The organism is Rhodopirellula sp. JB055 (assembly GCF_043100905.1).
GTDB lineage: Bacteria > Planctomycetota > Planctomycetia > Pirellulales > Pirellulaceae > Rhodopirellula.
In genome coordinates this window covers 1-13476 of sequence record NZ_JBICHO010000279.1, presented here as the reverse complement: position 1 = coordinate 13476, position 13476 = coordinate 1, and the positions used below count along the sequence as shown (strand labels likewise).

Annotated in this window: 9 protein-coding genes and 1 pseudogene; 2 read left to right on the top strand and 8 right to left on the bottom strand. The window is 57.0% G+C overall.

The features are described from left to right. Window positions 1-256: 256 nt before the first annotated feature. The gene (locus ACF8AM_RS11325) at window positions 257-1696 is read left to right on the top strand and encodes an FAD/NAD(P)-binding protein (RefSeq protein ID WP_392555741.1); all 1440 of its coding nucleotides are present in this window, start codon (window positions 257-259) and stop codon (window positions 1694-1696) included. Window positions 1697-1746: 50 nt separating this feature from the next. On the opposite strand, the gene ACF8AM_RS11320 is transcribed toward ACF8AM_RS11325, so the two are convergent. After that, window positions 1747-3339: an ABC transporter permease gene (locus ACF8AM_RS11320; RefSeq protein WP_392555740.1), complete on the bottom strand. Its 1593-nt coding sequence runs from the start codon at window positions 3337-3339 to the stop codon at window positions 1747-1749. Window positions 3340-3513: 174 nt separating this feature from the next. Here ACF8AM_RS11320 and ACF8AM_RS11315 point away from each other — a divergent pair, with 174 nt between their 5' ends. Beyond that, window positions 3514-4314, top strand: a complete 801-nt coding sequence (locus ACF8AM_RS11315; protein WP_392555739.1) for a DUF1559 domain-containing protein — start codon at window positions 3514-3516, stop codon at window positions 4312-4314. A 9-nt stretch (window positions 4315-4323) separates the two neighbouring features. Here the strand turns inward: ACF8AM_RS11315 and ACF8AM_RS11310 are convergent, their stop codons facing one another. The 7 genes and pseudogenes from ACF8AM_RS11310 to ACF8AM_RS11280 all read right to left on the bottom strand — a co-directional run. After that, window positions 4324-5328 carry a class I SAM-dependent methyltransferase gene (locus tag ACF8AM_RS11310; RefSeq protein ID WP_392555738.1) on the bottom strand — a complete coding sequence of 335 codons (1005 nt, stop codon included), beginning with the start codon at window positions 5326-5328 and terminating at the stop codon, window positions 4324-4326. Continuing rightward, window positions 5325-6440, bottom strand: a complete 1116-nt coding sequence (locus ACF8AM_RS11305; protein ID WP_392555737.1) for an ABC transporter ATP-binding protein — start codon at window positions 6438-6440, stop codon at window positions 5325-5327. The genes ACF8AM_RS11310 and ACF8AM_RS11305 overlap by 4 nt, the downstream gene beginning before the upstream one ends. After that, on the bottom strand, window positions 6437-8770 hold the full coding sequence (locus tag ACF8AM_RS11300) for a hypothetical protein (RefSeq protein ID WP_392555736.1): 2334 nt from the start codon (window positions 8768-8770) through the stop codon (window positions 6437-6439). Before ACF8AM_RS11300 ends, ACF8AM_RS11305 begins: the two co-directional genes overlap by 4 nt. After that, a complete protein-coding gene (locus tag ACF8AM_RS11295; protein WP_392555735.1) occupies window positions 8767-9117 on the bottom strand; it encodes a hypothetical protein in 351 nt (116 codons plus the stop codon). The genes ACF8AM_RS11300 and ACF8AM_RS11295 overlap by 4 nt, the downstream gene beginning before the upstream one ends. Before the next feature lie 24 nt (window positions 9118-9141). Continuing rightward, window positions 9142-11523: a polyphosphate kinase 1 gene (gene ppk1, locus ACF8AM_RS11290; protein ID WP_392555734.1), complete on the bottom strand. Its 2382-nt coding sequence runs from the start codon at window positions 11521-11523 to the stop codon at window positions 9142-9144. Continuing rightward, window positions 11520-12740: a c-type cytochrome domain-containing protein gene (locus tag ACF8AM_RS11285; RefSeq protein WP_392555742.1), complete on the bottom strand. Its 1221-nt coding sequence runs from the start codon at window positions 12738-12740 to the stop codon at window positions 11520-11522. The genes ppk1 and ACF8AM_RS11285 overlap by 4 nt, the downstream gene beginning before the upstream one ends. Window positions 12741-12935: 195 nt before the next feature. Then, window positions 12936-13476: pseudogene (locus ACF8AM_RS11280) on the bottom strand (hypothetical protein); the annotation flags it as partial.

Here is a 13476-nt window from a genome sequence, read left to right as displayed (position 1 = left end):
GAAGTTCTTTCGAAAGATCGGTCATCGTTAAACCAAAGGGCAGTTGGCAAAGGACGGAGACGCGTCCGATTCAGTTGACGCAGGAATACTTTATCGATAAAGGATTCGCGTATCAAGCTCTGATGCATCTTGTTTTTAACCGCGTTGTCAGAGGTTGGTTCCCCGCCCCCCGCAAATTGCCCTCGCAAATTGCTTGCTCACTGCGTGCCGTCACAGCACGACGCGTTCACTCTCCCCTCTTAGACCATTTGTTGCCATGCCAACCACGGCCATTATCGGTGGCGGGTTCAGCGGAACGCTGGCCGCCGTCAATCTTGCTCGCTTTGCCACCTCGCCTCAGCGAGTGGTGATTGTCAATTCGGGACGCCCGTTCGGACGCGGGACGGCTTACGGAACGAAGCGCCGGGAGCATTTGTTGAATGTCGCGGCGCGGAACATGTCCGCATTCCCGGATCAACCGTCTCACTTCTTTGATTGGTTGCGGACACGCTGTGAGTTCGACGCAATCGACGATCACACCCTTCGCGAAATGTTCATTCCACGGCAGGTTTTTGGTGACTATGTCCGTGGGATTGCGACGCATTATTTGGGGACGGCGGACCCGCGTTCGAGCGTTCGATGTGAGATCGTGGAAGATTCCGTTGTGGATGTGATTCCGCGTGGCGTCGAGCCTGGGGCGAACCAAGGCGGTGTCGTGATGTTGGAAAATGGTGAGCCGATCGAAGCGGAATCCATCTTGCTGGCGACGGGCAACCAACCTCCGGCTGGATTGCCCGGCGCAAAGAGGCTGGCCAATGATCGACGTTATTGCGGCAACCCTTGGAAGGACTGGCACGAAAACCTGCCCAGCGACGATCAGCACATCGTGATCTTGGGAACGGGGCTGACGGCGGTCGATGTGATCGTGACGCTTCGCAACAAAGGTTGGAACGGCAAGGTCACCGCGATTTCTCGCAACGGCATGTTGCCCCAGCGGCATTTTCGTGGCATCGAGTGGCCTCACGCGGTTCCGGATGACGGGCAAACACGCTCGTTGAAAGAGTTGGTGAAATTGATTCGATCGGATTGCGAGCGTCTGCGTGGCGTCAGTCAAAACCCGGCGATCGCGGTCGACAAATTGCGAGGTCGAACGCAGCAATTGTGGAAAGCGTTGACGCTGGACGAACGCAAGCTGTTCCTGAAGAAGTATTCGGCGGATTGGAATGTGATTCGCCATCGCATTGCCGGGCCGATTCATGATGCGATCACCGATGCGTTGGATTGCGGCCAGTTGACGATCACCCCGGCGACGATTCAATCGCTAGCGTCGGGTGAGCACGGGATCGAAATACAGATGGTCGATCGCGAGGGAACGGCAAAGCAAATCGAAGGTGATTTGGTGATCAATTGCACGGGGCCCAAGTCCCGGTTCTCGGACTCGGAATTGCCGCTGTATCGCAATTTGTTCGAGCGAGGTTTGGCTCGGCCAGATGACATGGACATGGGGATCGCCGTGACGGACGACTTCACAGTGCTTGGGAAAGACGACGTTCCCACACCGTTCTTGAGAGCGATCGGTCCCATTTTGAAGGGCACGTTGTGGGAGAGCATCGCGGTGCCGGAGTTACGCCAGCAGGCGTATCGGGTTGCCCAGTCGATCCTGCATCAAGATCCGGTGTTCGTTCCCAATCCAGACACGCTCGAGTACTGCATCTGATCTGTCTGTTCAGGTGATGATTGCCGGTTCCAGGTAAGGTAGCCGCCGCGTCACTTCTTTTCGCGAGCGGCCAAGACGGCTTCGGGAGTGGCGGTCTTGATCGCCAGGGATCGTTGTCCGACCGTGGCGATGGACAGCAAGATCGCGATCAAGCCGCAGGTGGCCAGGCATCCGATCAGCAGATCGGACACGCTTCGATCGATGATCATGCCAATCGTCCAAACCCAATTGGTGATTTGCCAGGCGGAGTAATCGTATTGGCGGTAATCGTTCAGGTGCAGCCCAACGGCGTAGGGCACCAGCGAGGAAAGCACGGCGACAACGATGAATGCGGCCAGTCCGATTTCGACTCTCGGGTTGTTGTTGATGCGGACCAGGGCCACGATCCAGCGGACGCAGAACAGAAATATGACCAAGTAGGACGTGTAGGCCAGGACCAGATGAAACAAACTGGTCATGGCACCGGCAGGGAGTCGCATGCCGGCAACGGATTCAGCTCGATAGGCAGCGAGCAACAGGATCGAGGCGACCAGGACCGATCCGAGGCTGGCGAACACCAATCCTGTTGCGGGCCCGGGCGTCAGGAACGTGAGCGTCAGCCGACTGAGGAAATTGCCGGGCAGTTCACGCTGGATTCGCGGCGTCAGGCTGCTCGATTCAGCCGCCATCATGGACCCCGCGCCGGTCCAGACACCTGCCAACGTCAATGCGACGGGGAACCACAGAATCATTCCTTCTTGGTTTTCGCCTGGGTTCCACTCCATCGCAAAGGTAGCCAATCCGATCAGGGTGGCGGTGAGAACCAGGATGGACCAACGGATCCCGCTGGATCGATTTTCGCTTTCGGGTGTGAGCTGCGCGGCGGTGGTTGTCAGCAGCAGGTGGCTGAAGCAAGCCGCAGTCAGCAGGCTGCCAACGAAAATGAACGTCGTCCAACCTGCATCCAAAGGATTGCCGTACCAAATCAGTGCCACCGCACCGGCCCCGACCAAGTACTCGCACAGCATCAAGACCATCAACACCACGAGCAGTGTGGAGATGCGTCCGGTGCGACCGCGAGCGAGCGGCGCAAATGAGAGGGCGACCACCGTCAGCAGCAAACCGCTGGCGATCAGCATGGCCATGATCAGTCCTACGGTGGGCAAATCGATGCCACGTAGGGTGTAGGCATAGGCCACGCAGGGAAACAGCGTGATCAGGTACAGCATCATTTGCAGCGAAGCACTGGCCAACTTGCCCATCACAATTTGCCAGGCACTCAGCGAGGTGATCGAAAGCAGTTCCAAAGTCCCGTCGTCAATCTCCGCTTCGAGAGATCGGTAGGCGGCTAGTGGAACGATCAGCAGCATCGGCACGGCGAGCACGAAGTAGTAACCGATCAACAACCGCGGTGCCGAGGGCGACGTGTAGATCTGGGGCATCAACATCAGGCTGCCGATCACGGTCCAAGCGAACGCCGCGATCAGCAGGACGGAGAAGGTGACGACGAATTGCCGGCTCTTGAGAGCTTGGCGGGTTTCTTTGATCAGGATCGGGTTGAGTTTGTCGCCCGTTCGCTCAGCCCACTCATCCAATCGCAGCAACCACGAGGCGACGTTTTCTCGGGCGGAGACGCTCGGATCGGGCAGCGATGCGGTGCTCATACGATTTCAACAGAAAAGGAGGACAAGGGGCGCTTTGAATGATACCGGTTTTTTCGCCGGCACGAGACGGTTCACGCGGATGCTCTCTCGTTCGGCACACCGCTCGCGAGAAGGGTAGGATGATGGGACTCGCCAATTTGCGATTCTTTCCTGTCCATCTCCAACGAGGTCGTCATGTCCGGTTCGTCCGATCCGCTTGTTCCTGGGAATCCATCCCCCGAGACGATGCCGGGCGAGGCTCATTTGGCCGGGCAAAGCCAATTCAACTGGGGATGTTTGATCGCTCCTTTGTTGGGACTGGCGTTGGTGGGTGTGCTTGTTTGCGGCGGCCTAGTCGTTGGAATCACGCTTCCGGCGATGTCTGCAGCACGGGAGGCAGCACAGCGAATGAATTGCAGCAACAACATGAAGCAGATTGGGTTGGCCCTCCACAACTATCACGCGGCCTACAATCAGTTGCCTCCCGCGTACACGGTCGATGAGGAGGGCAACAAACTGCACAGTTGGCGGGTGGCGATTCTGCCGTTCATGGAACAGCAAGCCTTGTATCAGCAGATCGATCTTTCGAAACCGTGGGATGCCCCCGAGAACGCCGTGGTGGCATCCACGGTGGTGTCCGCCTATGTCTGTCCTTCCAAAGTGGGCGATCCATTGATGACGACTTACGTTGCGGTCGTGGATTCGTCGGGCATGTTCGAGGGCGCGATTCCGACCAAGTTTGCTCAGGCGACCGATGGTTTGGCCAGCACGATTTTGTTGGTTGAAACCGAACATGAAAACGAGGTCCACTGGATGAGCCCGGAGGACATCGACCTGCCAACCTTGTTGGAGCGATCTGAGTATGATTCTCACCAGGGTGGTGGGCACGTCGTGATGGGCGATGGGGCCGTGCAGTTCATCACCAACTCCATCGAGGTCGGACTTTTGGAGTCCTTGGTGACCAAGGATGGGGGCGAAGACTACTCGTCTCGGTGACAGTCCTTGTCAGCCTGTTCGAGTGATTCGCCAGCACCGGTGAATGCGTCGATTGCGGAAGTCTTCCGGGACGGTTTGCCGGCTGATTTCGTGGACTTTGGCACCGGGGAAAGCGGATTCGTCCATCTGGAATTGTCGGAAATTCGTCGAGAAGTAAATGACGCCATCTCGAGCGATGTGTTTCAGAGTTTGCTTGAGCAGATCCTTGTAGTCGTCTCGCACAACCCAGTCTTTTTGGGTGCGTTTGCTGTTGCTGAAAGTAGGAGGGTCAACGACGGCCACATCGAATACGGCGGTGGCAGGAAGGTTTTTGATGAACGCCATTGCGTCTTCGGCGATGAATTCATGCGAGTCGCCTTCAAACCCATTCAGACGCATGTTCTCTTTTGCCCAGGTCAGGTAGGTATTCGACAGATCCACAGTGGTGGTGGATGCCGCGCCACCATCGGCCGCGTAAACGGTGAAGGAGCCGGTGTAAGCGAAGAGGTTGAGAAAGCGTTTGCCAGCGACCTCGTTACGAACCATTGATCGTGTGATGCGATGATCCAGGAACAAGCCGGTGTCGATGTAGTCCGACAAGTTGACTTGGAATTTCAGTCCGCCTTCGTGGGCTTCGATTTGGTAGTGGCGGCTGGCGACGGTTTCGTGTTGTGAATTTCCTCGTTGTCGTTTGCGCTGCTTGAAGAACACCTTGGAACGCGGCACCTCCAGAGTCTTGGCAGCGACCTTCACCATGTGTTCTAGCCACACGACATGTTCGTCATCACTGCGGTCGTGGGGGCGTTCAAACTCGCCGATGTGCAAATGGTCTTCGTAGCGATCGACGACCAGCGGGACTTCCGGGACATCGCGTTCGTACAACCGGAAACAGGTGACGCCTTGTTTGGTTGGCCAGCGGCGAAGGTGTTTGGCACGTTTGCGAAGTCTCGCGGCGAACTCTTCGCTTTGTCGAGCGGTGACTTCGGGGGAGGGCAGGGGGGTGACGGGTTTGGGTGGTGTAAAGAAATCGCTCATTGAACCAGACCTTCGGTGACCTGGAGGAAGACATCCTCGAGGCTCTTTTTATGCGCGGCGACTTCGGCGATGAGAAAGCCTTGTCCAACCAACCAGGCAACCAAATTGGCTTGATCACGTGCGTCCCCTTCGAACTCGAATCGCACCAGTTCGCCGTCGACGACAACTTGGGATGCGGGTGGCAGGGAGTGATCGCTGGTGTTGGCTGATTCGGTTTCGCCGGAGGCACCATTGTGATTGGATGTTTGGGGTGGGGAGGATTGTTCTGCGAGATGCTTGCGGATCAAGTCCCCCGCTTCGCCTGCTCGCTCGAGCACTCGAAGGGTGAGTTCGCGGTGTTGGGCGCGTTGTCGTTGGATATCTTCGACGCTGCCGGTGGCCAGCAGTTGGCCTTGTTCGATGATGCCAACGCTGTCGCACATCTCGGCCAGTTCAGTCAGGATGTGGCTGCTGATCAAGACCGTTTTTCCGCGATTGGCCAATTGGCGAATCATTTGTCTCAACTGAATTCGGGCTCGCGGGTCCAATCCGGCAGCCGGTTCATCGAGGATCAAAACGGCTGGATCGTGCACCAAAGCTCGGCCGAGACAAAGGCGTTGCTTCATGCCTTTGCTCAGGCCTCGAATCGGTTTGTCTTTCATGCCCACCGTGCCGGTGAACTCCAGCACTTCTCGCAAACGACGTGTGCGGTTGCGACCAGTCAAACCGTAGGCTCGCGCGAAGAAGTCCAGGTATTCTTCGCAGTTGACGTCTCGGTAGGTGCCGAAACTGTCGGGCATGAATCCCAATCGACTGCGGACAAGTTCCGGGTCATTGACGACGGAGAATCCATCGACAAACGCATCGCCAAAGCTGGGCAGGTCAAGTGTCGCGAGGATTCGCATCGATGTGGTTTTACCGGCACCGTTGGGGCCGATGTAGCCAAACACATGTCCTCGACGAACCGAGAACGAAATGTCATGCACAGCGTGCGTCTTGCCAAAATAACGATGCAGTCGGCGAAGTTCGATGCAATCGGCGGTGCCCATGTGGACTCCGGTGGAACGGTGATTGTTCGTTGCCGTGCTAGCGGATGATGTCGCGGGTTGGGAGTTTTGCGAGGTCGTGCTCATGGCATGTCTCCCATCACGAAGTGGATGCTGTTTTCGATGGAGATCCCATCGATTGCCGGGACGTCGTCGGACAGATCAGCGAGTGCAATGTAAGAGTTGTTGGGAAGTGATTTTCCCAACTGCATTCGCTGTTGAAGTTCGTATTCAAACACACCGTCGGTGGGGGCGGCGGTTAGCGCGAGTGTCGATCGGATTTTGTTGATGACGTCGAATGTTTCCGTCATCATGCGGCGGCGCATTTCGCCACTGCCGGAATCGGATTGGCGATTCGTTTTGGAGTTCACCAGCCATTGGCTTTTGTACCAATCGCCGAGCAGCTTGGATGCATCGAGAGAGGAGACCAGTTTGGCGCGAGCGGATTGGCCTGGCTTCAGGTTCTCGGCTTGGAAGAACAGACCATCTTGGTCACGGACCAAAACGTTTTGCAGGTTCAGTTCGCAGTCGTTCTGAAGCATGACGCTGACTCGTTTGACAGCATCTGATTCGGATTCTGTGATGCGGACGGTGCCAAACTGGTCGCGAGGTTGTTCAGCCACAAATTGGCGTTGTTGGCGGCTGGGTAACAGGCGACTGGAGAAGCGAATTTCTTCTTCGGTGACCGTGACCTTTCCGCGTGGGGCGAAACGCTGGTTGATTCGGTCTTCCCAGCTTGTTTCTTCGTTATCCAGAAGCAGTGTCACGGACGCGTTGGCTGGGAATTGCAAACCGTTGGAGGGACGAATGCCGGCGAAATAGGTCGAGCGTGTTCGGGACATGGCATCGCCATTGGAGTTGACCCAGGTGATTTGTCGGGCGCGCAGACGAGTGCCGAATCCATCAGCGATGATTCCGTATCCCATCATCGCAACGGTGGTTGCAACGGCGAGCACGGGAGCGATCAGAAACATCAGGTAGCTGCGTCCGCTTCGGGTCGTTTTCCTGTAAGCCACCGGTCCGACCAAGACCACAAACAGCCCCAGGAATCCCATGAAGGTGTAAACCGGAGGTTGCGAGACACCGGGAATCATCCATTCAAAGAAACGCTGGGTGCCGATCATGGGATCGGCGCCACGGCGGAGTGTCCGAAGGGCGTGGAATCCAAGGATGGATTTCGTTGTTCGCCAATCCAAGACGCCGATGGGCTCATCGTTTCCGTGAGCGGGCAGTTGGACGAGGACTCCTGCCTCGACGGGAAACACCTGCATGCCTTTTGCTGTGCCAAGCCGGGTGGCTTGGGATTGGTTGCCATCGGAGCTGGCGAATGAACGGCGGAAGTTTTCGATGGCTTCCAGGCTTTGTCGAGTCGCCTCATCCATGACGTTGATTTGCTGGTTGATCGCATTGATTTGGGCCCAGTTCCGCGACATCTCTGCTGCGCCGGTGCGAAGCATTTGCTGAGCGGATTTGGCGAGGGCGTCGATGGTGGGCGCATCCAACGTCGAGGCGGAGTCGCTGATCTGCTGGGTGTCGTTCACCTCATCCGGTTGAGTTCCACGGATCAGCACCACGCCGCCGCCATGGATCCACTGCGTGAACGGTTTCCACCACGGTGGTTTTTCAGATTGGAATCGCAAATAGTCCTGTCGGTGAATCACTACGGCGTCAAACGGGAGCCACGATCGCCAATCGAGAGGCAGTTCATCGGGCGTATGTGATTGGACGGCAACAAACGGTTCATTGACTTGGCCGGCTTCATTGACACGGAGTTGTTCGGGTTGAAACACATCAGCGTCCCACTGCATGTCGAACGTTGATTCGACCAGCGATTGTAAAGATGGTTCGCGGACGCTCTCGTCTTGGTCAGAGTCAATCCAGATCAACCGCCATCGCAGTTCGTCGCGGAGACCTTTTTCGACCACCGTGTATGGCTGGAGGGGCTTGCCGATTTCGTTGGGGGCTTTCGTGATGGGTTGTCCGTTGTCCAGGATCGAAACTTCGTAAGCGTCTCCGTAAGAGGTCTTGGGGAGATGCCGGACGATCGTTTGCTGGGTGGTCTGTTCTGGGATTTGGAATGGGAGTTCCACTTCCAAAGCGGATTGCGGTGGGCTGTGTCCGATGCCGCGTGGGGTCAGCAGCAAAGTGAAGTTGTGATCCGCCGTCGTCGGGCCACCTGTCGAGATGAATTCAATCTCAACTCGCTGAGTTTCAGGGATGTCCGGCGCGGAAAGACGAACGTTGATCTGGTACCCCAGCCGATTGGCTCGACCACGGGGGAAGGAGGTCGCGTTGTTGCCATCGTTGATCCAAATGCTTTGAGTGGCAGCGCGAGATTGCCCCCAGGCGTCGGGGCAGGCGGTGGCCATCAACAGCAGTGCGGCGGTGAGGCCAACAGCGAGCGTCGAGCGAGTCATAGTTCTTTCTCCCGAGGCTTGAGCAACTGCGGCGGCAATTCATCTTTGGCGAACGGGCTGCCTTGGCGAGATTGGTCGACGCGACCGATGGTCAAACGAGCGACCAGCCACGAAACCAGGAATGCACCGGCGGCCATCGCGAAAAAGGCGGCGAACACGCCCACGACTGCGAGTGCGGCTTTGGCAAAGACGGCTCCGTTGCCTGCCGCTCGAGTGATCGCTGCCAGGACCGCAGCCGCGGCGGTGAGCGCCATCATCATCCGGAAGGAAATCCGAGGCAGCACACGACTGCGAATGACCGGTTGGATCGACGGGGTGGGCGTGATGATCGGTTCAGGAGCAGACATTCGCTGTGTCAATCAGAGACGGGATCAATCAGGACGATGCGTTTCGAAAGTCGATTGCGAGTCCTGTCTGGCCGCGTCTCGATTTTCGACCACCTGATGATACAGTGTCTCTTGGACCCGCATGGGTGTCTGATTTTTTTGCGGGCTCAAACGCTGGTAGCTCCCGTCGGGCTGCATCCGCCAAGCGTTTTGATTGTCGCGGAAATACAGTTGCAGCGTTTCGCGAAGACGTTTGCGTGCATTCGGGTCGATGACGGGAACCAAAAGTTCCACGCGGCGGTCCAAATTACGAGGCATCCAGTCGGCGCTGCTGATGAACATCTCGTGATCGCCACCGTGACGGAAATAAAACGTCCGTGCGTGTTCCAGGAAGCGGTCGACAATGGAAACGACCTCGATCGTTTCGCTCATTCCTGGCACGCCCGGTCGCAAGCAGCAAACGCCACGCACGTTCAGGCGAATCTTCACGCCCGCTTGGCTGGCCAGGTACAGCGCATCGATGACTTCGGTGTCCACCAAGGCGTTCATTTTGGCGATGATTTCACCTTTTTGCCCCTGACGGGAGCGTTCGGTTTCGCCTTGGATCAGATCCAAGATTTGGCGTCGAAGCGTCAGCGGTGCCATGCCGAGTTGTTGCAGCGGCTGCGGCTGGCTGGCTCCCGTGACGGCGTTGAAAAACATCGTTGCATCGGTGCCCAGGATCTCGTCGCAGGTCAGCAAAGAGATGTCGCCGTACAAGTTGGCGGTGACTTCGTTGTAGTTGCCCGTGCCAAAGTGAACGTAGCGAACCAGTCCCTGAGGTTCACGGCGGACAATGATGCACACTTTGGCGTGTGTTTTGAGACCGCGGATTCCGTAGATGACCTGCACGCCGGCCTGTTCCATTTCGCGAGCCCATTCGATATTGCGGGCTTCGTCAAAGCGGGCTTTCAGTTCCACGATGGCGGTGACGTACTTGCCACGTTCCGCCGCTCGCATCAGAGCGGCCACGATCGGACTGTTGCGACTGGTTCGATACAGGATTTGTTTGACGGCCAGGACATCCGGGTCCACCGAGGCTTCTTCCAGTAATCGCACCACCGGATCAAAGGACTCGTAGGGGTGCATCAGCATGATGTCTCCCTCCGAGATCGATGTGAACATGGACTCGGCGGGATTGATCCTCGGGCTGCGTTGTGGGGGCCATTCCTCGTCACGAAGCGAGTTCATTCCCTTCAGTCCATGCAGCGCGAACAAATAGGTCAGGTCCAGCGGGCCATCGATGTCAAAGACAAACTGCGGGTCAACTTCGAAGCTCTTGATGAGGTAGTCCCGAATCTCCGAATTCGCGTTGGCATCGATTTCCAGCCGAACCACGTCGGACAAACGTCGGCTTTCGAGGACCTCTTCCATGCCGCCGAGCAAGTCACCTGCGCCGTCTTCGCGAAGCTCGATGTCAGCGTTGCGGGTGATCCGAAACGGTTTGCACTGAATCACCTCGCGTCCAGGAAAGAACTCGTCAACAAAGTGCGACACCAAATCCTCTAGCAACGCATAGGCGTAACCGGATTCCGTGGGCGAATCGTCGGCACCGTCTTTCGATGAAGTCTTGTTGTCGATCGGAGCCTTCTCGATCGGCAGCGGAATCACACGTCCCAAGGTGCGTCCCAGCGGGATGACGGCGAATTGTGTTTCTGGAGGTTCGTTTTCGGCTTCCGATGAATTCGAATCGCCTGAGGCTGCGTCCTTCGACGCATCGAGTTGTTTCTGGTTTGAAACCACTCGCTTGTCGAGGGTTTCGGTCGGCCCGGGGGTCGGTTGGGGACCAATCTCATCGCCAGGGCTCAGTTGGACACAAAGATGGATCCCCAGCCCTGGCAGCATGGGAAAGCGTCGGTCGTGAAGGGCTTGGGGCGAAAGCACCGCGAGCACGTCGCCGCGAAAATGCCGTTCGGCGGCGGCAAGCAAGCGGTTGCTGCAGTTGTCAGGGTCGATTTGGTTGATGTGATGCTCGCTGAGTAGCGGCAGCAGTTCGTTTCGAAGCAACTGATACTGTCGATCAACGTGAGCCTGGCAGCGTTTCGAAACCGCCTGCAACTGTTCGGTGGCGGTGCGCCCAGATGGGTCGCGTCGTCCACCTCCGCCCATCGCTTGCAGTTTCAGGCTGCCCACGCGGACCATCATGAACTCGTCCAAGTTGGAACCGGTGATCGCCAGGAATTTGGCGCGTTCCAGCAATCGGACCGACGGATCGTCCGCTTGATCCAGAACGCGCGCGTTGAATTCCAGCCAGCCCAATTCGCGGTTGATGAACCGGGGAGCATCCGCGACCGAGTCGACCACTTTCCGGCGAGACGCGGTCTTGGAGCTAGTGGAAGGGCGTTTGCCGACGGACTGACTGGGCGCGGGGTCGTGGGACAACGTCAAACTCGCAATGAAGATGATGTGAACGGAATTGCGTCAATGAAATCGAGCTTGTCAGCTCGGGCGGTCGCGTCGGGCGGGATGGCGTCTTCGGTGGTTTCGGGCGAAGTCTCTGAGGGCGACGACTCCGAGGGAACGGCCTCTGGCGACGTTTCAGCGGTCTCTTCCGGAGGCCATGGTTGGCCCAGCAAAATGCTGATCGCTTTGGGGTAAAAGTCTTTTCCGTAGGTCAGCTCGCCGCCTTGATGTCCCACTGCACCGACCATGCCAGCGACCACCAGCAAGCCAATTTTCCAGACCTTTGTCAGGCGTTGGTTGCCCGCTTCGTCGCCGCCTCGCAGGGATTTCAAAGCGATGATGGCGAAGATGCTGGAGAGGACTGTCACAATGATGGCTGACCAGCGATGCCAGAAAAGCTCGGAATCCAAGTTGATTTTGGTCCAAGAGCCGTAGCCTTTTTCGACCGCGAATGACCAACCCATCATCGTCGCCACAATCGCAGTCGCCGCGCCGAGCAATAAGCAAACCAACGGGACTTGAGCACCCAAGGCGGGCCATTTCCAACCCAGCACAACAAACAACCCGCCGACCAAGAACAGGGCGATGGGGAAGTGGACGGTCGCGGGGTGAAGGAAACCTTGGAACGACCACACACGTGCCGGCAGTCCAGCTTCGGTCGGGTCGATTCCTTTCCGGATGCCATCAGCAAGTTCAATGGGTTGTCCCGAGCCATCCAGTTCGGGTTGGACAACATGAGCATCGTCCGGCCAGTTCGCGCCCTCTTCGATCCAGATTCGAATCAAAGCCAGTTCGGCTGGTGAGAGAGGGCCGCCATGAGTTCGAGGAGGCATCAGCATGTCATCGTCTTCGCTGATCAGATAGTCGATGTACATCGAGCTCGATTCCAGGTCTTCTCCATAGACATAGTCAAAGACCGTGTCTCGTTCATCGACGCGAAAATCGGCTTTGGCTTCTTCCGCACCGTGGCATTGCAAGCAGTGCTCTCGAAAGATCGGGGCAATGTCTCGTTCAAAGTCCACCACCAGACCCTCTTCGTTCACCGCCATGCGGATCGCATTGGCTTCTGCGGAGGCTTCCTCGGCGGCGGACGCCAAGTGAGCACTCGTCGGCAGAGCGAGAAGGAGAAGTGCGAACACGTGGCAAACGCTGGGCTTTTGTCTTAAACGGTTAGCGTTGCGGCAGAAAGAAGATTCGAGCATCAGCAGCAGGGAAGCAAGGGACATGATGGAACACCGAATGGAGGGCGGGACTCATCGGGAAATGAGCGACAGGAGGGAGCGGCCCATTGTACCGGCGAACGAGTGTACTGGCGAACGAGCCGCCGCCAAACCAGGATGGTGTTTCCGGTGTTCCTTCCGCTCGTCGGGGGAATCGTTCAGCGAGCGGCGGGCGAACTACATCACCGAGAAGTAGTTGTCGCAGGCAAAATCAAAGTATTCTTTCTTGAGTTCCACCTCGAGGTTGTTGTAGAGGCAGTAGTTGCGTACCTGAAGCAACAAATCTCGCGGTTGGCAATTGCGAAATGGGCGGTCAACGGCCAAGTAATGAGTCTTGACCAAGTAGTCGATGGCTTCCGCGTTATAAGGAATTTTCGTGACCTTGCACATGATTTCAAATAGCTTGCGGAAGTCGGATTCCGGTGGGTTCTCGACCTCAATCTTATAAGGGATTCGGCGTAGAAACGCGTCGTCGACCAAATCCTTGGGTTCGAGGTTGGTGCTGAAGATGACGAGTTGGTCGAACGGGACTTGGATCTTCTTGCCGGACGCCATGTTCAAAAAGTCATAGCGTTTTTCCAGTGGGATGATCCAGCGATTGAGCAGTTGGTCGACGGACATTTTTTGGCGACCAAAGTCATCGATCACGAGCGTTCCGCAGTTGCTTTTCATCTGCAAAGGCGCCTCGCTGATGTTGCTGGCCGGATTGTTCAGTACC

Bases quoted from the DNA above. Each gene is read 5' to 3' on its own strand.
- ACF8AM_RS11325 (WP_392555741.1), top strand. From the start codon at position 257: ATGCCAACCACGGCCATTATCGGTGGCGGGTTCAGCGGAACGCTGGCC.
- ACF8AM_RS11320 (WP_392555740.1), bottom strand. From the start codon at position 3,339: ATGAGCACCGCATCGCTGCCCGATCCGAGCGTCTCCGCCCGAGAAAAC.
- ACF8AM_RS11315 (WP_392555739.1), top strand. From the start codon at position 3,514: ATGTCCGGTTCGTCCGATCCGCTTGTTCCTGGGAATCCATCCCCCGAG.
- ACF8AM_RS11310 (WP_392555738.1), bottom strand. From the start codon at position 5,328: ATGAGCGATTTCTTTACACCACCCAAACCCGTCACCCCCCTGCCCTCC.
- ACF8AM_RS11305 (WP_392555737.1), bottom strand. From the start codon at position 6,440: ATGAGCACGACCTCGCAAAACTCCCAACCCGCGACATCATCCGCTAGC.
- ACF8AM_RS11300 (WP_392555736.1), bottom strand. From the start codon at position 8,770: ATGACTCGCTCGACGCTCGCTGTTGGCCTCACCGCCGCACTGCTGTTG.
- ACF8AM_RS11295 (WP_392555735.1), bottom strand. From the start codon at position 9,117: ATGTCTGCTCCTGAACCGATCATCACGCCCACCCCGTCGATCCAACCG.
- ACF8AM_RS11285 (WP_392555742.1), bottom strand. From the start codon at position 12,740: ATGCTCGAATCTTCTTTCTGCCGCAACGCTAACCGTTTAAGACAAAAG.